This window comes from Pseudoxanthomonas sp. SL93 (assembly GCF_026625825.1).
Classification (GTDB): domain Bacteria; phylum Pseudomonadota; class Gammaproteobacteria; order Xanthomonadales; family Xanthomonadaceae; genus Pseudoxanthomonas_A.
The window spans coordinates 921482-946746 of sequence record NZ_CP113065.1; the positions used below are offsets into that span (position 1 = coordinate 921482).

Consider the following 25265-nt stretch of genomic DNA (forward strand, 5'->3'; position numbering starts at 1 on the left):
GAGCGCCAGGTAGACCGCCAGTTCCGGATGCCGCGACAGGAGGGAAGCCAGCCCGTCCAACGTCGGAGCCCTGTGCCGTCTTCAGAGCTTCGGCGGGTCGTAGTAGATCATCACGCGCAGGTCCTTCAGGTCGCTCGACATCGGGGCCTCCTGGTCCACCTGGGCATAGCGCAGGCGCAGCAACAGTCCCTTGAACACGCCTTCCGGTACCGCCCACTGCACGTTGAAGTCGAATTCCTTCTTGGAGTAGTCGGTGGGCGAATCGGGATCCGAACCATCGACGTACAACGCATACACGCTGGCCCCCTTCACCGACTGGAACGCATAGGACGCACGCAGCAGCCAGGCGCCTTCGCCATCGCGGTTGAAATCCTCGACCTGCACGCTGGTGTAGCCCGGGTAGCCGCTCCAGGGGTTCTGCATGTTGGTGTCGCCGCGCGCACGCGTGTAGGCCGTGGTGAACAGCGCGCCCTTGTACGCCAGTTCCGCCTTGGCACCCCACTGGCTGGAGGAGAAATCCGTACCGCGCAGCAGGTCGTCGCCGGCGCTGCCCTGGTCGGAATACTGCAGGCCCAACGAAAGTTTCAGGTTTTCCGCCAGCGGTATGCCGTATTTCGCTTCGGTATAGAAGATGCTGATGATGTCGTCGCTGTAGTAGCCGATCGCGCCCACGGACAGCTCACCCGACTTGAAGTTGGCGCCCAGTGCGTAGACGCCACGGTCCACGCCATCCGGCGCGCCGGCGTCTTCGGCCATGGACACGAACTCGTCCGAGTTCCGTTCCTTGATCCTGTCGAAATAGCCACCACCCACGCGCCATTCCGGCCGACCGTCGCTGCCGCCGTAAAGGCCCTGCACCGCGATCGCCTCGAAGGTGTTGGGCGTCATGCGCGCATCGTTGCGGTTGAGATAGGGCGTATCGATGCCAAATCGGCCCAACGTCAGGCGGGTGCCCGGGTTGAGCAGGAATTCGCCATACAACTCCCCCAGCACCGTGTAGCCTTCCTGGCCGGGCGCGAGCAGCAGGGTGCCATCCTTGTCTTCCGGGCCATACAGCTTCTGCGACGTGTAGCCGGTGGCGCCGAGAGCGAAACGTTCGCGGAAATAGCCGGTCTTCAAGCCCAGTGAACCACCAAGGGCCCACGCGGTGCTGTCACTGTCGTCGAACTTCTCCCGGTCCAGGTAGAACGAGCGCACCTGCAGGTTGAACCTGGTGTCTTCGAAAGCCTTGCGCCGGGTTTCGCGTATCCAGTCGGCACGGCTCGGCGGACCGAAGGCTTCATCCAGCGGCGTCTGGCCCTGTTCGATGGAAGTGGGCTCGGCCTCCACAGCCTCCGCTTCGATGGCTTCCTTCTCCACCATGTTCGCCGATGGCGGAACGCCCTGTGCCATGGCCAGCTCCGGCACCAGGGCCAGCGCCACGGCCAGCGGCAGGGCAGCCCGGAGGCGGCACGGGTCGCCCGCCAGGACGTTCACTGTTCGCTTCATGACCGCCTCCTTCGCTACTGCGACAGCACCATGGCGAAATACCCGAACACGGTATACAGCACGCCGGAGACCGCGTAACCAACCGGGAATCCAACCCAGGGTACGCTGCTGTCGATCTCCTTCGCTGCCTCGCGCGCGGGGCCGGAGTGGGAACGCGAGCCGGCCACGCCCCCCATCAGCACCGCAGGATTGATCTTGAAGAAGTGGTAGCCGATCGCCCAGGTGACGAAGGGTGGGATGGTGCTGGCAACGAAGCCGGCCACGAAGATCTTGATCGCGATCGCGCCGGTCAGCTGTTCCAGCAGCGTTGCGCCGGCGTTGATGCCGACGATGGCGATGAACGTCACCAGCCCCAGGTCTTCCAGGATGTTGCGCGCGGCGTTCGGCGTGCTGCCGAAAAAGCGCAGTCGCGACGCGAGAGAGGAGACGAAGATGCCGGAGAGCAGCAGGCCGCCGGCGTTGCCCAGACCCACCTCAAAGTCGCCTACCGGTACGTTGATCTTGCCGATCAGCAGGCCAAGGACCATGCCGGCCGACAGCGTCAGCAGGTCGGTCGATGTACTGGGACGTGCGATCCGGCCCAGCTTTTCGGCCACCTTGTCGATCGTTCCCTTCAGGCCTGCAACGAAGAGCACGTCGAAACGCTTCAGTTCGGTCTCGGAGCCCAGCGGGATGGGCTCGCCGGCGCGTTCGATGCGGCTGATCTGCAACTGGCCGGCAAAGTCTTCCTTGGCGAAGGTCTTCAGCACCTTGCCGTCGGCCTCCTTCTCGGTCACCAGGATCTCGGCCTGGTCCAGCGGGATGTTCAGCACCTTGGCATCCGGCACTTCGGGCCCGATCAGCCCGAGGTTCGCCGTGAGTTCCTCCAGGCGGCCACCCAACGCGATCAGGTCACCCTGGCGCAACACTGTCGCCGGATCCGCACCCAGTGCTTCATCGCCACGCACGACATTGACGATCCGGTACTGCGGATAGGACTGACGGAAGTCATGGATGCTCTTGCCCGCCACCGCCGCATTTTCCAGACGGTAGGCGCGCAGGCTGGCGGCGCGATACCCGGTAATGCCGGCATCGTCCACATTCTTGACGCCGTGCTCGGCCTCGTACTGCTTGGCGGCGGCCTTGGCGTCGACGCCCCACCAGCGTGGCAGGTACTTGCAGACCAGGATGATGCCCACGGTGCCCCAGAGATAGGTCACGCCATAGCCTAGCGCGATCATCGCGGAGATGGATTCCGCGGTCGACCCTGCCGGTATCTTGTACGCGCCCTGTTCGACCGCCATTTCCGCGGTGCCGATCGCGGCCGACATCGTCTGCGAACCGGCGAGTACGCCGCCGGCTGCACCGGCGGGCAGCGCCAATACCTTGCTCATCACGACGACGAGAAGCAGGCCCAGGCCTGCACAGATCACCGCCAGCACGGTGAAGGTGATGCCGTCCTTCTTCAGGCTGTTGAAGAACGCCGGACCCACGCGCAGGCCGACGCCATACATGAACAGATAGTAGAAGAGGGACTTGGCGAAATTGTCGAGCTGCAGCTTGACGCCATAGATCGAAGCCCACGTTGCGATGGCCGCACCGACGACCACCGCCGCCGCGACCATGCCCAGTCCGTACCCCTTGACGGAGAACTTGCCAACCCAGACGGCCATGCCCACGGTGAAGAAAAGCAGGATGTACGGGTTTGTACCCAGGAATTCAAAGAACGCTTGCATGGCGCTTTCTCCTTGACGTACCGCAGTCGATCACTTGTCGGATCCGGCCCGGCGGCCGGCGAGGATGGAGGCCTTGATCAGCTTGATGCCCTGCGCGGCGTGGTAACCGTGGATTTCCTTGACGTCCAGCTTGCGCATGTAGGTGATGGTGTCGGCGGTGATCACCTGGCCGGGCACCATGATCGGGAAGCCGGGCGGGTAGGGGATCACGAAGTTGGCTGAGACCATTTCCGGCCCCTCCTTCAACCGTTTGTCGACCTCAGGGCTGGCCAGCTTGACGAACTCGCAGTTCGACTCGTCGTAGGCCATGAAGAAAGCCGGGCGCATGTGGCCCTCGTTGCTCCTGCCCTGCGGGTTGTCGCGGAACGCATCATGGAACCGGCTGAAATTGGGGAGGTCCGGCACGTCGACCATCAGCGACTGCACCCGTGCGGCGAAGGCTTCCTTCCCGGCGGAACTGGCCTGCTCCTGGCGCTGGTCGATCTCGCGCGACAGGTCGGCCAGGGCCTTGATCAGCAGCGCCGCGTCGCTGCGCGTGTTGTTGATGTTGGTCTGTACCAGGATGCTGTTGCGCGAAGTCTTGTTGATCTGGATGTCGAACCGTTCCGCCAACAGCCCCTTCAGCTGGCTGCCGTCGAAGCCGCCGTCGCCGCAGACCAGCGTCAGGCGGGTGGGGTCGAGCGCGAACTCGTCGCTATGCCACGCCTCCACCAGATCGGTCCAGGTGCCGTGCGGTGGGCCATAGTCCTTGATGCCGGACGCGCGGAACTCGGCAGGGATCATCTCCTCCGGGGTCGCCACCCGGAAGTACTTCGAGATCAGGGGATGCGTGTTGATCGAGTGGCGCAGCCGCAGCGCCAGGTCGGTCATCTGCATGGTCATGCCATACCCCTCCAGCTCCATCTGCCGGCGGGCGAGGTCGAGCGAGGCGATGAGCTGCAGGTTGGGCGAGGTGGATGTGTGGGCGAAGAAGGCCTCTTCGAACGGGCCCTCCACATGCTGGAAGTCGTCGTCCCAGACCAACATCATCGAGCCCTGCCGAAAGGCCGACATCGACTTGTGGGTGGAGTTGGTCTGGTAGACGCGGATGCGCACCCTGTCCGGGTCGGGCAGCAGCGGCATGTCCAGGGACTTGCTGTCCTTGGGGTCGATCTCGGGATGCTTCTGCTTCCAGGCGTCGTATTCCGCGCGATAGGCCTTGCTGCGATAACGCTCGGACAGGAACGCCGCCGCACCCATCGCGGTGCGCATGCGATGGAACGGATCGAACCTTGCGAATCCGAACCAGGCCTCGTCCCACAGGAAGATCAGGTCGGGTTTGATCGCCAGGCACTCTTCCATCACCTTGCGCGGGTTGTACATGTGCCCGTCGAAGGTGCAGTTGGTCATGTCGATGACCTTGACCCGGTCGAGCTTGCCTTCCGCCTGGCAGTCGAACAGTGCCTCCTTGATGGTGCGCAACGGTACGGCGCCGTACATCGAGAAGGACGTCAGCGGGAACGCCTCCACGTAGTACGGCTGCGCGCCGCTGAGCACGAAGCCGTAGTGATGCGACTTGTGGCAGTTGCGGTCCACGATGACGATGTCGCCCGGCTTGCAGACCGCCTGCACGACGATCTTGTTGGAGGTGGAAGTGCCGTTGGTGCCCAGATAGGCACGCTTGGCGCCGAAAGCGCGCGCCACGGCGTCCTGCGCCTTCTTGATGTTGCCCGTGGGCTCCAGCAGGCTGTCGAGGCCGCCCGTTGTCGCGGAGGATTCGGCGAACAGGATGTTGGTGCCATAAAAATGGCCCATGTCGCGGATCCAGTTGGAGCCGAAGATCGACTTGCCGCGCGCGATGGGCAAGGCATGGAAGGTGCCGATCGGGCGCAACGCGTACTTCTTCAGGTTGTCGAAATAGGGGGTTTCGTAACGGTCCCGGATGCCGTCCAGGATGGCCAGGTGGATCTCCATCGGCTCCTCGATGGAATGGAAAACCCGGCGCAGTGGCGCGGCTTCATCGCTGCCCGCGAGCTTCTCGGCCGCGCGGTCGGTCAGCAGGTACAGGTCGAGTTCGGGGCGAAAACGCTTCAGCGTGCGGGCCAAGGACGTGGACAGCGCGCCGGTCTCGAGCTGATCCGGGTCGACGTTGACATGGCGGGAAATGAATTCGTGAAGGTCTGGCACGCCCAGCAGTGAAGGGAAGCCGAAGCCGTCGATGATCACCACCGCCTGCACGTCGGCATTGACCATCGCTGCCAGCGCTGCGTCTTCGAAACTGCCCGCATGCACGACGGCGTAGTTGAACGCGTCATCCGGCCGGCGCATCAGCCGCATTTCCCGGTTGGCCTGCTCCCATTTCGCCGGATCACCGGGCGTGACGATCAGTACTTCGAAGTAGGGTTTGTCGTGCGAGCCGAGCAGGTCGGGCGGCAACGCGTCCAGCAGCGTGCGATCGTCATCCTTGACTGCATCCCAGGCCTGCTCGTCGCGGCGGTAGTCTCCGGACAGGATGGAGGCGGAAACCTTGCGTACCAGACGCGCGAACTGCGGTGCATCGCCGGCGCTCAGGGCCTCGTCCAGCAGGACCAGCAGCGCCTCTCCGGGATAGGCCCAGCATTGTTCCAGCGGGCGCAGCTGCGCCAGCCCGGCGCTGCAGCGTTCGCGCAGGGCGCTCGTGTCCTGCTGGGCACGCGCGCCCGCCCACGCACGTGCATCGGCATTGAGCTGGCGCCACTGGTCCGCACGCAGCGACGCAGCCACCAGGACGCTGGACAGTTTGGTTTGGGACGGCGATTCGGCAGTCATTGCAGTGCTCCGCGTTGAAGGGGCGGGAGGCGGATCACCGACGCCGTTGCGGAAAAGCGGGCGTGGCAGGGCCGCGGGATGAATGATCCGGATCGCAGGCTATCGGCCGCTTGCGCCCGCGGTAATTGGCCCTTGGGCCCATGCCGGGCAGGGCAAGGGCACGCCTTCGCGAACGAACAGGCTGTGTAGCCCCAAGGGCCAATTGCCGTGTCCCGAGGGGGCGCCTAGCGTGTCTCCACGACGGCATGGCCGCGCACCCGAGTCGGTCAGGGCGGATGGCCGCGCCCAACACTCATTCCCCGTGGAGGAAGCACGCAATGGCTACCCGCATCTCACTGAAGGCACGGATTCCCGCGCTGTTGCTGCTGGGCGCGCTCTGCGCGGCTGCCCACGCCGCCGATGGGGACAAGACCAGGATCAAGGGCGTCATCACCGGCGTGCAGGGCGATACGATCACCGTGGTCGACGCGAACCGCACCCAGCACAGCATCAATGTGTCGGACGAAACGCTGCTGAAGCGGACCCGCGGTCTCACCGGTGTCATCTATGAAAAGGCCGACCGCGCCGTGCTGGCTGCAGGCCTCCCTGTCACCGTGGAAGCGACGCCGTCCGGGGATCAACTCGCCGCGACCGAAATCAGCTTCAAGTCCGAGGACCTGCGCACCACGCAGCAGATCCAGGCGGGCATGGCGCCGACCAACGCCCGCATGGACCAGTTCGGTACATACGAACAGCTGGACGCCGCCGAAGTGACGTTCGCCAGCGGCAGCGCCGCGCTGTCCGCCGAAGGGAAGGCGGCACTGGATGCGTTCGCCGAGAAGGCCAAGCAGACCACGAATTACCAGGTGGTCCTTCAAGGCTTCACTGATTCCACCGGGAGCGCCGCCGCCAACCAGCGCTTGAGTACGCAGCGCGCCAACGCGGTGGCCAACTACCTGCAGCAGAAGGGTGGGCTTGCGCCTGGCCGGGTGCGTGCCGGCGACGGCATGGGCGTGGCGCCGGATGCTGGCAGCGGCGACAACGCCAGCGCACGCAAGGTCATCGCCAAACTGGTGGTCGACAAGGGCGTGCAGGCCGGTGCACAGAAGCCAGCCAAATAGGCCCGACCGCGTGAGTGGCGAGGCCAGGTGGAGGTGACATGCGTACGCAAAGGGTTGTGTTGGTGGCGTTGGCGTTGCTGGCATCGTTGGCGCTGGACCCGGCGGCTGCACAGACGGCCAAGCCGAAAGCCACGCCAGCCAGCACGGCGCAGGCGGCCGGGGAGAACTTCTCGCGCGAGCAGCTGGACCAGATGCTTGCGCCGATCGCCCTGTACCCCGACGCCCTGCTGGCGCAGGTACTGATGGCCTCGACATACCCGGGCGACGTCACCGATGCCGTCGCCTGGTCGAAGGCACACCCCGATGCCAAGGGCGAGGTCGCCGTGCGCGAGGTGGCGAGCCAGTCGTGGGACCCCAGCGTGCAATCGCTCGTCGCCTTCCCGCAGTTGCTCGCGGTGCTGGGCCAGGATCCCTCGTGGGTACAGAAGATGGGTGACGCGTTCCTGGCGCAGCCGGATGCCGTGATGGATTCGGTGCAGCGGCTGCGCCGGCAGGCCGAGGCCGCCGGCAACCTGGAATCCAATCAACAGCAGAAGGTCAGCCATCAGGCTGCGTCGTCGGGCAGTACGGCGACTACGACGGGCAACACGCCACAGACGATCATCATCGAATCGGCAGAGCCCGACGTGGTCTACGTGCCCAGCTACAACCCCAGCGTGGTCTACGGCTCGTGGGCGTACCCCTCGTATCCCCCGTACTACTATCCACCGCCGCCGTACTACTACCCCGGCGGCGCATTGCTGAGCTTCGGCATCGGCGTGGCGGTGGGCGGCGCGCTGTGGGGCAACTGCAACTGGGGTGGCGGCGACATCGACATCGACGTGAACCGCTACAACAACTTCAATTCCAACCGCCAGATCGACCGCAGCAGCAGCAAGTGGAATCACAACGCCGCCAACCGGGACGGCGTGCCCTATCGCGACAGTCGCAGCCGCGAGCAGTATGGCAACCGGCGCGAAGGTGCGGCAGGTCGGGAAGGCTATCGCGGCCATGCCGATGCCCGTTCCGGGGATCGTGATCGGGCCCGACAGTCGCTGCAGAGCCGCGGATTCGAAGCGCCCGCCACCAGCAACCGGGAGGCGCGTGACCGTGCCGGCAGTTCGCAGCGGCAGATGACGCAGCGGCAGGCGGGGCAGGGACAGGCCGGTCGCACGCCGTCAGGACAGGCGGTCGCGCGTGGACAGAATGCCTTCCAGGGCGCGCGCAGTCCGACCCAGTCCCGCACGGACGCGAGTCGCGGTCACCGCAGCGTGCAGAGTTCGCAGCGGCCTCAGAGTGCACGCCCGCAGGGGCGTCAGATGAGCCGCCCGGCCGGCGGAGCCCGCGGCGGCGGCGGCCGGCGTCGTTGAACGGAGAGCATGATGATCCCGCGCATCCCCACGTTGATCCTGGCCGGTACCCTGGTGCTTTCGGCACCGGCCACTGCCCAGCAGCTCTATCCGACGCCCGCGGCAGCGGCCGACGCGCTCGTGACCGCGCTGGAAGGCAGGGACACGGACGCCACGCCTCTCTCCACCGTGCTGGGTGCGGATTGGGAACTCTACGTGCCACGCGGCAGCGTGGAGCGCGAGGACGTGGACGCCTTCATCGAGAAATACCGGCAGCAACATGCATTCAAGTCGACCGATCCCACCCATTCGGTATTGAGCGTGGGTGCCGATGCCTGGACGTTGCCGGTGCCCGTGGTGAAGAAGGAGGGGGGCTGGGCGTTCGACCTGAAGGCCTCCGAGCCGGAGATACGTGCGCGCCGGATAGGGCGCAACGAACGCGATGCGCTGCAGGCCGTGCTGGCCTATTACGACGCGCAGATGGAGTACGCCAGCAAGGACCGCGACGACGATGGCCTGCTGGAATACGCCACCCGCTTCCGGAGCACGGAAGGCAAGCGGGACGGCCTCTACTGGGAGGCCGACGCGGCTGGGCAAAGCCCGCTGGGGCCGCTGTTCGGCGACGACACGCCCGATGGCGAGTGGCATGGCTACCACTACAGGATCCTGCTCGAGCAGGGACCCTCGGCGCCGCGGGGTGCCTACAGATACCAGCTGGGCTCCGCCATGACCCGCGGCTTCGGCCTGGTGGCCTGGCCGGCACGCTATGCCTACAGCGGGGTGACGAGCTTCATGATTAGCCACGCCGGCGACATCTTCGAGAAGGACATCGGACCGGACACCGACCGGATAGCCCGTGCCATGGTTTCGTTCGACCCGGACAGCAGCTGGACCGAAGTGGAGCCGGATGCGGAAGAAGCGCGGTAGCTGACGCGCACGACACGACGTGTGGCCAGGACTCCCACCCGCAGCAGGTTGGGCTGGCCGGGCCCTCAGGCGGGCCAGGGTGGGCGCCTCACGTCAAACGCGGTCCTGCCGCCGGGGCCGTTGAACGATTCGCTCGTCGGCAACGGTTGATCGCCGCCAGCACCGCGTTGATCAGCGCATCGCCGTCGACCGGCTTGCAGAGGTAGGCATCCGCGCCGCGCTTCATCGCTTCGCGGCGACTCTCATCGCTGTCGTTCCCCGTGAGCACCACCACCGGAATCGACGGGTGCCGTTCCTTCATCGACGCCTGGACGTCGAAGCCACTGACGCCTGGCATGCGCAGGTCGAGCACGACGCAATCGGGCGGACTGCGCGGCACGTGGTGGAGGAACTCCGACCCCGACTCATAGGCCAGCACGTCGAACCCGGCCGACCGCAGCAGGCGTCGCAGTGCGAGCCGGACGTCGCCCTCGTCATCGACCACGGCTACCAGGGGCGCTCTGCCAGTCATTGCGGCCCAAGGTCGCTCCAAGCGCGCCGGTGGGCAATTGGCCCTTGGCCCCATCCGCATCCGGACCAGCGCGCTAACCACCGGGGAACAAGTGTTGCCGAGCGACGGGCCGGCAAACGCACTCAGTAGAAATACCTAGTCGGGGGCAGTGGAATAGCGGTTGCTGAAAGTGTGGCCTGTCTCCATGCTGAATGCCTTGGTGGGAAGCTCGATGGACGGTTTCCGCACTGTCCCGCTGCAGTTCCTCCAATCGGTGGAAAGAGATGGATGGCCGCACGAGGTTCCACCCTTTCAGAACGCTGGCGACGGACTGTGCCGGGACGGCGGCCGCATGAACTGGGTCGAGGTGGTGTGGCCGCTGGTCATGTCGATGAGCCTGGTTTTCGGGTTGGTGCACCTGCTCATCTGGCGGACACGCCAAGGGGAATGGGTACACCTTGCGCTGGCCGTCGCTGCTTTCAGTCTGGGCGCGTTGACGGGCCTGGAACGCCTGATGCTGTCCAGCGAATCCACCGTGCAGACGGGCGTGCTGATCCACTGGATGCATGTCCCGGTTGCCGTGATGGTGGTATCCCTGATCGTTGCCGTGCATCTGGCTTTCCGCCATGGATCGCTCTGGTTGGCGGCCGTGGCCATCGGCCTGCGGCTCGTGGCGCTGGTCCTGAATTTCACCACTGGGGTCAATCTCAATTTCCTGAGCATCGACCGGATCACATGGACGACGTGGTGGGGCGTTGCGATCGCGCAACCGGTCGGACAGCCCAACCCGGGACTGGTCGTTGCCTTGCTGAGCAACCTGTTCCTGGCGGCCTATCTCGTACAGACACTGGTACGCGGACTGCGTGTCCAGCCGGCGCGCAGATCCACGCTGGTGATTACCTGTGGTGCCTGCCTGCTGCTGGTCGCTGTGCTGATCGCCGCCACGCTCGCCTGGGCGATTCCACTGCCCAGGGTACCTCTGACGCTGCCCAGCATCCTGGCGCTGTTGCTGGTCATAGGGTGGCAGCTGGGAGAGGAGTTCATCCGTCGCAGTCGGCTGGAAGGACTGTTGCAGAAAAGCGAGCTGCAGCGACTGGAAGCCGTGCGTGAACTCAACCTGGCGGCGATGAGCTCGGGATTGGGCTTGTGGAACTGGGACGCAACGAGCCGGACGTTCACCCAGAACTGCATCAACCGTAAGTTGCTCGGCAAGCCCCGGCACGTTGCCGAGCCGGAAGCAGACGGCTCGACATTGAGATTGATCGTCGACGACCCGGCCTCGGTCCTGTTCGCGCACGTCGAACCCGGTGAGATACGACCGCTGACTGAGCGCTTCGAGAAGGCCATCCGGCAACCGACGTACGAGCTGGATTACGCCATACGCGGCCCGGAAGGCGAACGGCAGTGGATCTGCCTGCGAGGAAGCGCGGAACACGATGCCAGCGGCGCGGTCGTGAGGTTGCGTGGCATGACGCAGGATGTCAGCAGGCGCCGTGGCGAGGAAAAGCAGCTTCGGGCGGTGCTCGATGCGTCACCGACCGCACTGCTTCTGGTCGACAGCAACGGCGAGATCCGCTACGCGAACGAACAGGGGGCCGTGATCTTCGGGTATGAGCGCGGCGAAATGCCCGGGGTCAGGGCCGATCAGCTGCTTCCCCTGGAGATCGATGTCGCCGCGATCGACGAACATAGGCAGCCGGCCCACCACGGCGGGCCCGGTGCCGACGGGCTGTATGGTCATGCGCGGTGTGGCCGTGAATTCCCTGTTGAAGTGGTGCTCAATCCCCTGGAGATCGACGGCCATGCGCATGTGGTGGCCGCGGTGAACGATCTGACCGAACGACAGCGTGCGGAGCAGGAGATGGCGTTCGAACGCGAGAGCATGGCGCACATGTCGCGTGTCACGCTGATCGGCGAGATATCCGGATCGCTCGCGCACGAACTCAACCAGCCCCTGGCTGCCATCCTCAGCAATGCACAGGCCGCCCAGCGCATCCTGCGCCGCGATCCCGCCGACGTCACCGACATCCGCGAAATCCTGGACGACATAGTCGAGAACGACAGGCGGGCGGGCGAGGTCATCAAGCGCTTGCGCGGACTGTTGAAGAAGGAGTGCAGGGCGTTCACCAGCCTTGCGATGAACGAGGTGGTACACGATTCGATCAGGATCATCCGCAACGACCTGGTCAACCGTGGCGTGGAGTACCGGCTGGACCTGGCAGTGCCGATCTGCCGCGTCCAGGGCGACCCGGTGCAACTGCAGCAGGTGTTGCTGAACCTGATCGTCAACGCCTGCGAGGCCATGGGCGAAAGCACCCCGCGCGAGATCACGGTGCGCACGTCCACCCCAAACGAATCACGCATCCAGGTCGAGGTGCGTGATACCGGGCCGGGCATCCCCGAGGACATGCTCGACGTGATATTCGCGCCATTCCAGACATCCAAGCCCAACGGGATGGGCATGGGCCTGGCGATCTGTCGCACGCTGATCCGCGCCCATGGTGGGCGCATCTGGGCCGCCAACCTCCGGGGCGGGGGCGCCAGTCTCTGTTTCGAACTACCCATGCTGGAGTAGATCATGACTGCAATGGTGCACATCATCGATGACGACGTCAGCGTGCTGACGGCCATGGGCCGCAGCCTCAAGGCAGACGGCCTGGACGTGACCTTGAATACATCCGCCGGCGAATTCCTGGCCGCGTACGATCCAGACGTTGGGGGCTGTGTCGTGCTTGACCTGCATATGCCCGGCATCAACGGCCTGGAACTGCAGCAGCTGCTTGTTGCCCGTGGCCACGAACCGCCCCTCATCTTCGTCAGTGGTGACGCGGATATTGCAAGCTGCGCCAGTGCGATGCGCACGGGGGCGTTGGACTTCCTGCCCAAGCCTGTCGAGTCCGAAACGCTGCTGGAAGCGGTGCGGCGCGGTATCCAGACCGATGCCGCGGAGCGCGCCCGTCGTGATGCGGAATCCGCCGCGGGACAGCGCTACCTGCGGCTTACGCGTCGCGAGCGGGAAGTGTTCGCCCACGTGATCGCGGGTCGGCTCAACAAGCAGATCGCCGCCGACCTGGGTATCTCGCTGAAGACCACCAAGGTCCATCGCAGCCGGGTGATGCAGAAGTTTGGCGTGCGGTCGGTGGCAGAGCTGGTGCGCGCGGCCGAGAAGGCCCATGTGGGAGGAGAGGACCATGTGCCCAAGGAGTATTGGCGGCAGGGCAGGGAGCGGGCAGGCAGCACCGACCCCATCCAGATATGAGAGGATGCCTGCAGCGTCCACCACGCCTTCAGCGGGTGGCGCCCTCGCAGTGAACCCCATCTCTCATCGGATAGAACATGCGCCTGCTGGCGGGATGCGAACTGGCAGTCGAATCGACCGAGGACTGCGCGGTAGTCGCCATGCTGCGGCCACGCAGCGGCGAAGCGCAATGGCTGATCAGCGAAGCCTATGCATTTGAACCCCACGTTCGGCCCACCGAATTCGTCGACGTGTTCGGCAACCTGTGCCAGCGTTTCGTGGTGCGGCAGGGGCGCATGCGGATCCGGGCCGAGCTAGAGGTGGAGACCGAGCGCGACGTTGCCATCGCGCCGTGGGTGGCGCCGGCACCGGCTGCCCTGCTGCCCGATCACGCCCTGCAGTACCTGCTGCCGAGTCGCTACTGCCCCAGCGACCGGGCTTTCGAGCAGGCGCAGGCCATCGTGGATGCGGCCGACCCCCGCAGTGGCCAGGTTGGCGCGATCGTGGAATGGATCCGCACCCATATCGCGTACCGGTATGGCGTGAGCGACGCCAGCACGGATGCACTCGACACCATGCAGGCGGGTGCAGGGGTCTGCCGCGACTATGCCCATGTCGGGATCACCCTGTGCAGAAGCCTGCGCATTCCAGCCCGGATGGTGGTTGGCTATCTGTACGGACTGGAACCCATGGACCTGCATGCCTGGTTCGAGGCTTACCTGGATGGCCGCTGGTACACGTTCGACCCGACGCAGTCAGCACCCCGTGGCGGTCGGATCGTGGTCGCCTACGGCCGCGATGCGGCCGACGTGGCGTTCCTGACCAATTACGGTTGGCTGCAGACGGTGGAAATGCAGGTATGGGTTGGCGAGCGAACCAGCGAGCTACCCCTTCCGGTCACGGACGAGAGCCGATAGCCGTCGAGAAGTCACCGGGCCGAGGTTGCTTTGCTCTCTCGCAGAGAGATTTCCTGATCCAGCCCCGCCTTCGGCGGGCGGAACGTCTGGCACCTGGGGCTTGGGGACTCCAGTTGTCGGCCCCGCGCAGCGCGACGGCCACCGCCACGGCGCCTCGCGCCCGGCCGTCCGGCGGCCCTGGCGACCGGGTGGGGCAGGGCCGCCCCATGACTCGCGTGGGGTGCCGGGGAGGGTGCCTCCCGGCCGGGGGCCGCCCTGGCATGCCGGCCCGTCAGGGGGGGAGCATCCAAATCGTACCGTTCCACGTAGATGCCTTCACACGAGCAACTTACACCCCGGAAGTACCATGGCATCCTACCCTGTCAGTACCCCCTCGCCATTGGAGACGGCACGCCTCTTGTCCAGCGCTTCGCAATCCCTGCGGGACCGCTATGACGGCGCCGCCGACATGGCACGGGTGGCCGGTCAGCGTGATCGCGACAGCTTCATGCGCATCTACGATCATTTCATGCCCCGGGTCTGCCTGTATCTTCGCGGCTTGGGATCCCCTGATGCGGTGAGCGAAGAGCTGGCACAGGAGGCGTTGTTGCGCTTGTGGCAGCGTGCCGCGATGTACGATCCCAACCAAAGCAGCGTTGGTACGTGGCTCTTCCGCATCGCCCGCAATCTTCACATCGACCGCGTGCGTCGCGAACCCGGCTGGGTACAGTTGCTGGAAGACGTGCAGGCCTCGCTTGACGACGATTTCTCGGTACGCCCGGTCTCGGTCGAAGACCATGTCGACCACCTGCAGTTGCAGCAACGCATTGCAACCCTGCCTGCCATGCAGGCACAGTTGATGCGCATGTCGTACCTCGAGTCCAAGACCCACCAGGAAATCGCCGCCCAGCTCGACATGCCGCTGGGTACGGTGAAATCGCATCTCCGACGCACGTTCCTCCGGCTGCAAAGCCAGATGCGGGGTGGCGCATGATGCCCCGCCATCACCTGGACCCGGCCACCCTGGTGAGCTTCGCCGCGGGAGCGCTGGCCATGGAAATCGCGGTGGTGGCCGCCACCCATCTGCAGGCCTGCGCCCATTGCCGTGCCCAACTGCGCGAAGCGGAATCTTTTGGTGGGCGACTGATAGAACAGCAGCATCCTTTCGCTTCGCACGATTCGCATGGGACGCACCTGCGCGAGGCAATGCTGCGACAGCTCGACACTAGCGTCGCATCGACGCCGGACCGTCCGGCGACAACGCCTCTGCACGAGGATGCGGATCTCCTTCCCAAGCCGCTGCGCGCCTATTTCGGCGAGTCATACAGTGGGCTGGCCTGGCGGTGGATGGCGCCGGGCGTGCACTGCATCCGGGCCACGCCAAGCTCCACCGGCACACTGCTCATGCTGAAGATTGCGCCGGGGCGCAGCATGCCGCTGCATGGCCATGGCGGCACCGAGCTCACCCAGATCCTGAGGGGGGCCTATGCGGATGCACTGGGTCATTTCGCTGCCGGCGATGTAGCCGATCTGGACAGCAATATTGAGCACCAGCCTGTCACCACGCCCGGTGCTCCCTGCATCTGCGTGTCTGCGCTGGACGCGCCGCTACGGTTCTCTGGCTGGCTGGCGCAACGGCTGCAACCCATCTTCAAGATCTGATGGTGGCTGCTTCACCTGCTGGCATCGCGGCCAGGGTAGGGTGAATCCGTCGCGCCATTGCTCAATGCGCCGCTGGGCGCATTGCCACGATCGGCTTGCCTTTCTCGACGAGGTACGTGGCCAGCTCCGCCGCCTTGGCGCTACCAGGGTTGTGTGCGGCGTGCGGCGTGCCGGCGGGGATGTACAGGGATTGCCCCGCTTTCAGTGTCACCGGCGGCTTGTCGTCGAACGAGTACTGCAGCGAGCCTTCCAGCACATACGCCACCTCGACACCTGGATGGGTGTGCATGCCGAAACTCGCGCCCGGTGCGAAGTCCACCCGTACCTGGACCACTTCGCGTCCGGCCACATCCAGGTCATGCCGCAAGGCTTCATGGCGTCCAACGCCGGACTGTGTGGCGTTCGCCGCCAGTAGTGTCACGCCTGCCATCACGGCGAGTGACGCAGTCAAGAGGATGTGCTTGGTGTTCATTTCGGTCTCCTGTGTTGGGTACGCCATGAGACGACCCCGCTGTATATCACATGTGTCCGGATGCCTGCCCTTTTGTAAGCGTACGTATCCAGGGCCATTGCGGGTACAGGTCGACAAACACATTTCGATCCCGCACCCACGTTTCAGGCGTTACCTGTCCGCGGCTGCGTTAGCCTGCGTACAGAAGATCGAGAGTTCGCCGGAGCAGGGCCGTAAGCGATGGTTATCGGGTGCAGGGAAGCTTGATAGCCGACACGATGCGGAGATTGGGCGTCCACGAAACTCTGGTCGGTGCAGACCATCCAGCAGGTCGTGCCGGAGGGACATGACGGGATCTGGATTCGCCTGGACGCCGCGTGGAGAAGGAGCGCGAGCAATGAGAACAGGATGCCGCGACGAAGGACGTCATCACCCAGCGGATACATCCTGACGCATGGGAGCGCGCCGCTTTACTGCAAGCGATTTCCACCCCAAGAAAAAAGCGCTCACCGGGCGTCAGCTACGCGTGGACTCATGCGGACGGCGCGGCCTCGGTTCCTTGGCTCCCATGAGGCTAAAGACTGCAGCACGAAGGTGCTGGTGGAATTCCGTGCACCCGCTGGGCAGGCGTTGGAGCGGCTCACCGACGAACAACTGGAAGACCTCGGTTTTCAGGTCTCGGTGCACAGCTACGGCGCGCTGGTGAAGGGGGAGGGCGAGACCATCATTTTCACCCAGTGGCCTATTGATCCGATCTTTACCCAGTCCTCCGCCACCACCGACCGCATTCGCTCGGCGTCGTCTGCACCGCCTGGGCCGCAGGCCCAGCCGGTCCAGACGCACGCCGGCCACGGCGACGTAGCCACCGGGTTCACTCAAGGCGTTGTCATTGCCGGCGATATCAAGAACGTGGGCGAGGTCGCTAACGTCGTAGAGGCCGGTGAGGCGAATTTCTAACTGGAGTCTGTCGGCCAGTGAGGGCTGTTCCCAAACTTCTCTGCTTCGATGATCTGGTCGATTGCGGTCTTCTTCCACATCATCCCAATCTGACCACCAATGTCTCTCAGGTCACCGGTACGTCCGGAATAAACTCCGGCGAGTGATCTAACCTCACCAATAACTTCTGTCCCCGTTAACTTCGGAGGATAAGCAAAGTGAACTCCTATCCTCCGCATTAGAACAGGTGCCCCAGAGAACCCTGGGCGAGTCGCCGTGTCGATGTAAGTCAGCGGAAGAGAGTTCACATCGACAGCTGGCTCGCTTGCGATCGTTGCACGCTTCCATACGGGAAAAACGTGCCTGCCTGCGTCCACAAATGGGAATCCGATTACGAATGCGTCATCGGATGCGCGAAGATCAAGATCACGCAATTCGGCATCATCATTGATGGCTGGCGCCTCGACAGCAGCATCAGCTATGGCGTCTTCGAAAGGAACTGCGACAACGTCAACCTTTGAGCCGTGGATTGGGTGTTCATACCATTCCGGCTGAGTTCTATCCGCGTCTTTGTAGAGGTCAAATGCAATGCCTCGCAAGTTCGAGAACGTGTTGTCCGTACGAAAGACAATGCGGAACTCGTCAGGTATGGCCGCGGTCTCCGATATGCATTCACCAGTCTCTGCGTTCTTTCCTGAAAAATTGTGCCAGTTGGTGATCAAAAAACGCTTGCCGCCATGCCTGTAAAGGAAAGCTGTTGCCGAACTTACGTGCTTTCCCTCAAAGTAAAGCTGAATCTGATGCGTGGCGCATGAAGCGTGATCGACAACCAAGATATTTTTCTCCATCAGCAGCGATCTCCCGGCACGTTTTCCCACCCATTCTTCAGCTTACGGAACACTTGTCCATTGATGCAGCGAAGCCCGCCGGATACCGGGGTGTAGGGGCGGGGCCCCTACGGTCACGCTCTATCCCGCACGGCTGCCTACGTTCCGGGCGTGCCAGTCGGCAAGGTCCACGACCACGACCTTTACGGTTCCCTGCAAAACTCGCCGTTTCTCGTTGCGAGCCCGGGCAGCATCCCGGCGCGCCTCTAGTTCCTGCCGCCACAGGATGCCCCGCATCCGTTCCGGGCTGATCCGCTGGCCGTCTGGTGAGACCAACCAGCGCCCGCGCTGCTTCCAACCGAGCCAGTCGGCGCGAAGTTCCGTATGACCGTGCACCACACGGTCGTAATGTGCCTGGGCACAGGGATTGGGTTTCTGTCCGTCGATCCAGCACGGCGGTCGATCCATCAGCATGCGAAAGCCTCCAGGGTGTCCTTGGGAGGCTTATCGGCAGGGAGAGGGCGATTCAGGAACCGGGCTCACTGAACTTGTGACTTGAGACTGGAATAGAGTCGCCATGAATATCAGTCGGTTAGCTCACTTCGATTGTCGCCCGAAACCCCAGCGAATAGGTCACAGATCTTCATCCAATCTGTGACGATCCACTCTTTCCGTTGATCTTGTGACTTAACAGACAGATGCAAACTTTCGGGGAACTGATTTAAAAAGCAGCATCTACTGAACGAGAGTGTCAATGCAGACGCCACTGATCCGGTCCTTCGTTCCTTGGGTAGACGGCGCCTGGGTCCACGGAGAATCGATGTACGCCCTTATGAACAAGCTTGGGTGGTACTCGAATCGTGGACCACTTCAGCTAATTAACGACCTAAGAAGAACGCAGGACGCTGCGCTTTCATTTCCGAGATTCATAGAACTCAGCTGCCTAGAAACGGAAGAACAGCGTCTATTCGTTAACGAGACGCCGGGCCTCCCGCCGATCCGAGGCTACCCATTCCGAGAGTTCGCCAGCAAAATCCGAGAGATTGCACGGGTATATGGATTCGCTGAGCGCACTTACGATTTGCTTCGCTATTGCCCCGAGTGCATCGAAATGGGTATGCATTTTGACGTCTGCCAGATTTCCTACGTCACTGCATGTCCGTACCACGGTGTCGCGCTCACATCTATCTGCAGATCCTGTTCGAGCAAGCAGTCATTGGCCTGCCACCTCAGCCAAGGGCCTTTCTCATGCCACAACTGCGGCGCCACGCTTATCAATGCAGATCTGACCGATCTAGCAGCTGCCAGATCTTATCGAAGGGAAGTCGGAGTCGCGCACGAGAGGCTCAGTAGAAAGCTGGCCCAGGTACCCCGCGTTTACGTGGAGGGGTGGGATACTTTAAAAGTTAGCGGATATGTTGAAGATGGGCTACGGAATGCCATGGCTGTCGCGATCGGACTACAGTCTCGTGGCGTTTCTCCGATCGTCGGCATCAAAGAACCATATCGCGCCATAAGGCTCGAATCGACCGCGAACGGGAGACCAAAACTCAGTCGCTTTCAAAAAGTTGGCGCGATACTTGATACGCCGATGGTCAATGACGATTCTCTGTTGCAGAGAAAATCTCTTATTCAGCGAAGGGTGGGCGCCTGGGTTGTGGAGCGCTACAAAGACCATCTTGAATGTATCACTGCCGCCCGAATGATACTTGCGTGCAAGAAGATGCGCGAGAAAGAGTTCGGCTCAACTGAAGGAAAGACGCACACATGCTGTATTGGAAGGGGCTTCGCAGCTTGGGAGCAGGGATTGGCAAGCAGAGCCACAAGCATTATCAACTGGGATCTGTGGGATTCTTGGCGTCTTGAGAATCGGCAGCGACTGGATTTTGCTCTATATGTCCTTGAGAAGTCTTGCTTCAGCCTGTCGGTACTAAACTTTGTCGAGAACGATCGGCATAGTTTTCGCTTGTGGTATCGAAGCGGAATGGATCTAAGGTTGACGCGAGAGTACAGTTGGGGAAGGCTTGAGCACGCCGTACTGCAAGCCAACATTGATGGGATCGATACACAAGACCTATGCGCCATGAGTTCGCGAACAAAGGAAGAGAAAGAATCCTGGCTGGTAGGCCTAGCGCACGTCGTCGACCATGCCGATACAACGATCAAAACAAAAAGCATTCATGCCGCGTCGTATCTCACGAGCAGGTTTGTCAGGGAATATGACGCAAAGGCACGTACTTTCCACTCTGCGGAATTTTTTCACACTGATATCAATCGGAGAGTCAACCCCGAGTTGCATATTTTGGGTTAGGCCCTTTGTCTACGCCCGCCTTGGAAGCGGCCGAAAGTGCTCGACAGCGTTCATGCGAACCCCTTGCGACAATCTTTTCGGGGCCTCTACTTATATTTCTCTGGCTGCATTGGAGATGCGACTTGTACTCGTTTCTTATATGGCAATGTTTCCTCATACTGCTGAAAATAATTACGCGAATTGCTCGGCAGCAACCCTCGTCCGCGGCTAGATGTTTGATCGATGCATTTGGCGGCCTGAAGCGCTGATAGCGGACCGCTTCGCTATCATGAAGTGATTCGCAAGCATCAGTAATTGTTTGGGATCTATCGACGAGAACGGGGAAGGGCGGAAGATCTACATCGCCGATAGCGCTATTCAACGACTGGCTCCGGTATCCGTACTCCGAGATCATTTCAATCGCCTTGAGCAGCCGATCCTTCAGTACGGTCGCAATCGCTCCTAGATTATCGAGATTGCGCACGTGCAGTGACTCGCAGAACTGTTCTGCACCTTTCTCGGCATGGTGGCTGCTGAAGTTCTCGAAATCTTTTCGCCATACGCTCTCATGGTGATACGCAAGCAGGAATCTCAACGTTTCCGGCGTCGCTGCACTGGTCAAGCACTTCAGGCAGTTGGACACGAGGAAGTGATAGCCGTCCCCACTAACATCTCTAAGGTCTGCCAAAGCGCTACCCGGCAAGAAGATCGCATTTCTCTTCTCTAAGAACTCCGAAAGGTAGCGCCTGCTAATGGAGATGGATGGAGGTCCGCCATTAAGGTACGGTTTCAGCGACTCAGTGAGAAGCCACTCCTTCGCTGCAGGAACCCGCTGGCACGCGCGCTCATAAAGGCTGAATCGGTCACCCCGATCATCAAACTCCTTCCAGTACCGCCCATTCGGATTCTTCCCTGAGGTATAGACCTCCTGAAAGAATGGCGGAGCAATGCGTGCTTCTAGAACCCCGTGAGGTTCACTAAGAGGGAAAAGCAGTGTTCGATTGAGCCAATGCACATCGCAATCAAGGGATGCGCATAGGTATCTCGCCCAAAGCTGGGCGAGGGCGCGATCTAGGTCGCTAGCAGAGCTTCGGCTCATTGCCAAGGGCAGGATTGGCTTTTGAATCCACGTCTGTAGGTTACGCCTGACATTGCTTAGGCTAAAAGTGCATCAAGAAATTAACATTTAGTTAACAAAAAAGGGCCCACCCACTGCGAATGGATGGACCCTGCCAGGTCGTAGGAGGACCTGATGATGCCGACAGACGATAAACCTGCCCTGAGGGTGGGTCAAGGAATACTTTGGCCTACTGACTGCCCCTCTCAAAGAAGGGGGAGTACGCATGGCTAAACGCTCCCATACCCCTGCGCAACAGAAACGACGCTCTTACGCTGCACCTATCAGAGCTAGAGGGCTAAGCGGATACAACATATGGTTCGTGTCGCCTCCGCTTGATACTACGCAACGACCGCTAACGCTCTGTTCGGATGTGGAGTTTGCCTGCCATCTCTACTTGGAAGGCGACCCTGAACTAAGGCTCATCGACTACACGCCGATAAGAGCTGTTCCCGAGAACAGAGAAAGATCAAACCGCCGCCACTTCGCGGTTGGCACGACGCTGCAAAGCCACGTCATCGACATTGACCTTGATCCCGCGGGCGATGGACAAGGCCCCGCGGGTCGTAGAGTCGTCACTCTCAGAGAGATACATGCTAGCGCGACCAGAATCCAGAGCTGGCGCTCCATCGTCGCAGCCATAAATCGATGCAAGTCTCACGAGATGCTCTCAATCATGGCGCGGCTTCGCCACTTGGTCGAAGAGCAGCCCGGTATTCGCATCAGCGATATAAAGCGCCAAGTGGCAGAACCTGCTGGACTGATCGAAGGTGCGATCGCTCTTCTCTTGAGAACACGCGACCTCACAAGTGATGTCGATCAAAGCATATGGAGCATGCTTACCAGGCTTTGGAGGCGGGAAGATGACTAGTGCTAGGCCAACCCGCAGTACCGCCAATCAGGAGCATCTAGACACCAAAGCCTGGCGATTCCCCGATTTAAGCCATTTGACCGATCATCAGAAAAAGCGCTTCCATAGCGTCAAAGACGCCGTGGAAGCATACATCGCGGGTGAGAACCTATCCGCCACACTGCTCAAGCATGGAATCCATCGCGAGCAGTTCTACCGAACTTTTAAGAAGTGTCAAACGCTGGATGACCATGGTGTCCTATTAGGCTGGGTTGGGGCGCTGCCTAACACTGAAGTAAAGCCACGCCAAAGAAGGGCGCCGCTCAGGCAAGCTGCTGGCAGACATGCGGGACATAGCGGTGCATTGGAGCTTCATTTCCGTCGACGTCCTCAAGTTGCGGCTTCCTTTAGGCACTACCTCGATACCAATGCGAGGAGGCGTCCTGGCGGAGAAGCTGGTATCAGGCACAAGTCTGCGCACATGGAGTTTCTGAGACTCTGCGAACAGGAGGATCCACAGAGACAGGAATGGCCGTTCGTGTGCGATCGAAGAGGATCTGGCGCCATTCGAAACTTTGTAAAGCAGTATCTGATATACAACTACGATAGGATTGTGGCGACCCAGTATGGCGACAAGGCCGCTACAAAATCCAAGGCCGGTACCGGCCAAGCTTCGATGCTCGTCGCTTGCGCCCCTTTCGACGTTGTCGAGCTCGACGAACATTCTGCGGGATTCATCGGAACAGTTCGGATCCGCACGCCAGAGGGCGTTCGATACTTAGACGCTGGCCGCGTGACGATCCTTCTGCTGGCAGATCGCCTCAAGGAACGGGTTCACGCGTTCAAGGTGATCTACAGGGAACAGGCCAATAGTGGCGACGTCCTAGATGTGCTCGACGCTGCCACAGTGGGAGAGCCAGGCCGCGCGCACAGTAAGGAAGAGCAGCAGCCCGTCCAGCCACTGGTAGATCTCGACTCTAGGTTCGGGTGGTGTGGCTTCAACGCACTGCTTCTGGACAACGCCTTGGTCCATCTTGCCGAAGAAGTCGTCGATCGCACCATATCTCTTTGTGGCTGTGCCGTGAATTTCGGACCCGTCCATACGCCTGCAAGAAGGCAGCTGGCGGAGCGCATCTTCAATGCCTTGGAACGCGCCGGATTCAAACGACTACCAATGACCACCGGGGCGCATCCAAACGATCCTAAAAGACAGGATCCAGAGCAGACCGCAAGAAGATGCGAACTTGATGCCGCGGAGATCGTCAAGCTGGTAGCCGATCTAGTGGCGAAGTTCAATGCGGCTAAGGGAAAGCGAAATTTGGCTGCTAGTGCCCACGAACGCATGAAGGCAATCATCTGTGGCGAGGAGCGCGACTTCTACCTTTTCCCATTTCTTCCGCCGCTTCGTGAGGGAGATGCAGATCTTTCCTTGTGCATTCAGCGGGTCCGTGTCCGAGGAAACCTGAAAACCGGCAGGAGGCCCTACTTCACCTTTCTCGAAGCAGACTACACCTCCCCCGAACTTGCCGAAGATTGGGACGCGATTGGATCCGAACTTGTCATCCACATCGATAGGTCAAACATTCGGCGAATAGCAGCTTTTAAGAATGGAGTTTCCGTCGGCTTGTGCTCCGCGTTTGGTCGGTGGGGACTCAGCGACCACTCGATCGACCTTCGAAAGCACATCAATAAGATGATTAGGGCAGGTTACTTGGAGAACGATCACGGAGGCGATGTTGTTGCCCAGTTCATCAAGCAACTTGGTGAGAAAGTTGGCTCATCCAAGTCACTCAAGGGGCACGTCAAGAAGGGAGTGCGACAGCTTGCCGACCACAATGCGCGACGCGAGTCTTCAACCTCGCAGACCAATGATCTCAATGTGACGAACGCGGTGAATGACCTCCTGGATCGCGCCTCCAGTCAACCTGACGAGGAGCTGGACTCTTGGGCTGACATGAGTGCGAGCAACGGAGACGGCTATGGACCTTGAAGACATAGTACTGCTTCGCAATCAGGTATGGGATGCACATCCGATCATCATCGAGTGTGCCATCCTGCCAACACCAGGGGTCCAGCATATTGTCTCCCTGGTGTCGAAGGCAGGCCGAAAATCTCGCGCGTCTCTCGCCGTCATTGCGAATCCTATGACAGGTAAGAGCTTCTGCGCTAAAGCAGTAGCAATCGAGATGAAGAGGAGCAAGCCGGGTTGCGGCGTATTGATCTTTGAAGTCGTCGAAGACGAGGCGCAAGCTGAAGGCAGAATCCTGTCAGAGTTCCTGAACCAGATCGATTTTGCGCCCACCATAGTCAGAGATCTATCCGGTAAGAGAAAGCAGGTACATCGTGCGCTCTTGGCACTAGCCGGTGATGCCAAACACCTCTTCCTTATCTTTGATGAGGCACAGGAGCTCAGCCCCAAGGAGTACGCTTGGATAAAGGCGGTGATCAATCGTCTTGTTAATGATCACGTCAAAGTGACCGTTGTTCTCTTTGGTCAGACTGAACTGAGGGAGAAGATTTCCAGGCTGGAGGATGCAAGATCGGATCTCGTAAAGCGATTCGGCTCAAAGCTCTATAATCTTGTGGGATTGCGGAATGTCGATGATCTGAGTGTAGTGCTCGAAGCGATGGACTCGAAATCTGAGTTCCCCGCAGGCTCCGGCCTCACTTACACCCAGCTTCTGCTGCCGCGATTCTACGCTGCCGGTGGTCGCCTTGCGGCTCATGCAGAAGGCATCTGGGCCAAGCTAAGCAAGTACAGAAGCTCTCGGACGGCAAATTCCGTTTCAATGTCGATATGTGCCGGGTTCTTGGCCAATCTCATGATGGCGCTAAGAGGCCACGATAGCGAAGATATGAAGATCACCTCGGAATTCATAAACAAGATTCCTGTCGATTGATGCCAGCCCGTGTCTCCCGACATGCGCCATGCTTGCCTTTGCACTGGGGCGAGAACTCGCTGTATGGGCTCATCCATAGGGTGGCTGAGTTCAATCTCTCGAGTGCTTGGGACATTGGAACTATCCTTGACCGCCAAGCTAGAATGGAGTTTGGCGTCGGCATTCCTTCGTCTGTGAATAATCTTGCATCGTTCTCTCGCTGGGCTGCTTTTGTCGACACACGCGAGATGGACGACTCTCCAGACCTATTGCGATATGCACTG

Annotated in this window: 18 protein-coding genes; 12 read left to right on the forward strand and 6 right to left on the reverse strand. The window is 61.3% G+C overall.

The window, feature by feature from the left end:
- Positions 1 to 81 precede the first annotated feature (81 nt).
- From OVA13_RS04270 to OVA13_RS04280, 3 genes are read right to left on the reverse strand one after another with little or no spacing between them, the layout of a single operon-like run.
- Positions 82 to 1488: an OprD family outer membrane porin gene (locus OVA13_RS04270; protein WP_267792568.1), complete on the reverse strand. Its 1407-nt coding sequence runs from the start codon at positions 1486 to 1488 to the stop codon at positions 82 to 84.
- 14 nt (positions 1489 to 1502) lie between these two features.
- Positions 1503 to 3203 carry an aspartate:alanine exchanger family transporter gene (locus OVA13_RS04275; RefSeq protein ID WP_267792569.1) on the reverse strand — a complete coding sequence of 567 codons (1701 nt, stop codon included), beginning with the start codon at positions 3201 to 3203 and terminating at the stop codon, positions 1503 to 1505.
- A 30-nt stretch (positions 3204 to 3233) separates the two neighbouring features.
- Positions 3234 to 5990, reverse strand: coding sequence for an aminotransferase class I/II-fold pyridoxal phosphate-dependent enzyme (locus OVA13_RS04280; RefSeq protein WP_267792570.1), 2757 nt, complete (start codon positions 5988 to 5990; stop codon positions 3234 to 3236).
- A 317-nt stretch (positions 5991 to 6307) separates the two neighbouring features.
- On the opposite strand from OVA13_RS04280, the gene OVA13_RS04285 reads away from it, so the two are divergent.
- Genes OVA13_RS04285 through OVA13_RS04295 form a run of 3 tightly spaced genes read left to right on the forward strand, consistent with a single transcriptional unit; the run spans position 6308 to position 9345 of the window.
- Positions 6308 to 7090 carry an OmpA family protein gene (locus OVA13_RS04285; RefSeq protein ID WP_267792571.1) on the forward strand — a complete coding sequence of 261 codons (783 nt, stop codon included), beginning with the start codon at positions 6308 to 6310 and terminating at the stop codon, positions 7088 to 7090.
- A gap of 38 nt (positions 7091 to 7128) precedes the next feature.
- Entirely contained in the window at positions 7129 to 8439 is a 1311-nt protein-coding gene (locus OVA13_RS04290; protein WP_267792572.1) for a DUF3300 domain-containing protein, read from the forward strand.
- 12 nt (positions 8440 to 8451) lie between these two features.
- Positions 8452 to 9345 (forward strand): DUF2950 domain-containing protein, encoded by an 894-nt coding sequence (locus OVA13_RS04295; protein WP_267792573.1) that lies wholly within the window; start codon positions 8452 to 8454, stop codon positions 9343 to 9345.
- Positions 9346 to 9433: 88 nt separating this feature from the next.
- Here OVA13_RS04295 and OVA13_RS04300 read toward each other — a convergent pair whose 3' ends face one another.
- Positions 9434 to 9829, reverse strand: a complete 396-nt coding sequence (locus tag OVA13_RS04300; protein ID WP_267792574.1) for a response regulator transcription factor — start codon at positions 9827 to 9829, stop codon at positions 9434 to 9436.
- 211 nt (positions 9830 to 10040) lie between these two features.
- On the opposite strand from OVA13_RS04300, the gene OVA13_RS04305 reads away from it, so the two are divergent.
- The 5 genes from OVA13_RS04305 (at position 10041) to OVA13_RS04325 (ending at position 15631) form a co-directional block, all read left to right on the forward strand.
- Entirely contained in the window at positions 10041 to 12410 is a 2370-nt protein-coding gene (locus OVA13_RS04305; protein ID WP_267792575.1) for an ATP-binding protein, read from the forward strand.
- 12 nt (positions 12411 to 12422) lie between these two features.
- Positions 12423 to 13094 (forward strand): response regulator transcription factor, encoded by a 672-nt coding sequence (locus OVA13_RS04310; RefSeq protein WP_267792576.1) that lies wholly within the window; start codon positions 12423 to 12425, stop codon positions 13092 to 13094.
- A gap of 77 nt (positions 13095 to 13171) precedes the next feature.
- Positions 13172 to 13990 carry a transglutaminase family protein gene (locus OVA13_RS04315; RefSeq protein ID WP_267792577.1) on the forward strand — a complete coding sequence of 273 codons (819 nt, stop codon included), beginning with the start codon at positions 13172 to 13174 and terminating at the stop codon, positions 13988 to 13990.
- A 346-nt stretch (positions 13991 to 14336) separates the two neighbouring features.
- Entirely contained in the window at positions 14337 to 14963 is a 627-nt protein-coding gene (locus OVA13_RS04320; RefSeq protein ID WP_267792578.1) for a sigma-70 family RNA polymerase sigma factor, read from the forward strand.
- A complete protein-coding gene (locus OVA13_RS04325) occupies positions 14960 to 15631 on the forward strand; it encodes a ChrR family anti-sigma-E factor (protein WP_267792579.1) in 672 nt (223 codons plus the stop codon). Before OVA13_RS04320 ends, OVA13_RS04325 begins: the two co-directional genes overlap by 4 nt.
- Positions 15632 to 15692: 61 nt before the next feature.
- On the opposite strand, the gene OVA13_RS04330 is transcribed toward OVA13_RS04325, so the two are convergent.
- Complete coding sequence (locus OVA13_RS04330; protein ID WP_267792580.1) at positions 15693 to 16103, reverse strand: cupin domain-containing protein; 411 nt, start codon at positions 16101 to 16103, stop codon at positions 15693 to 15695.
- Positions 16104 to 16682: 579 nt separating this feature from the next.
- Here OVA13_RS04330 and OVA13_RS04335 point away from each other — a divergent pair.
- Positions 16683 to 17039: a hypothetical protein gene (locus OVA13_RS04335; protein ID WP_267792581.1), complete on the forward strand. Its 357-nt coding sequence runs from the start codon at positions 16683 to 16685 to the stop codon at positions 17037 to 17039.
- Here the strand turns inward: OVA13_RS04335 and OVA13_RS04340 are convergent.
- On the reverse strand, positions 17036 to 17866 hold the full coding sequence (locus OVA13_RS04340) for a S1 family serine peptidase (protein ID WP_267792582.1): 831 nt from the start codon (positions 17864 to 17866) through the stop codon (positions 17036 to 17038). The genes OVA13_RS04335 and OVA13_RS04340 overlap by 4 nt on opposite strands.
- Before the next feature lie 1420 nt (positions 17867 to 19286).
- Here OVA13_RS04340 and OVA13_RS04345 point away from each other — a divergent pair.
- From OVA13_RS04345 to OVA13_RS04355, 3 genes are all read left to right on the forward strand, one after another.
- Entirely contained in the window at positions 19287 to 20156 is an 870-nt protein-coding gene (locus OVA13_RS04345; RefSeq protein WP_267792583.1) for a hypothetical protein, read from the forward strand.
- Positions 20157 to 22583: 2427 nt separating this feature from the next.
- Positions 22584 to 24092, forward strand: a complete 1509-nt coding sequence (locus tag OVA13_RS04350) for a hypothetical protein (protein WP_267792584.1) — start codon at positions 22584 to 22586, stop codon at positions 24090 to 24092.
- Entirely contained in the window at positions 24082 to 25002 is a 921-nt protein-coding gene (locus OVA13_RS04355) for an ATP-binding protein (RefSeq protein ID WP_267792585.1), read from the forward strand. Before OVA13_RS04350 ends, OVA13_RS04355 begins: the two co-directional genes overlap by 11 nt.
- The last annotated feature ends 263 nt before the right edge of the window (positions 25003 to 25265 follow it).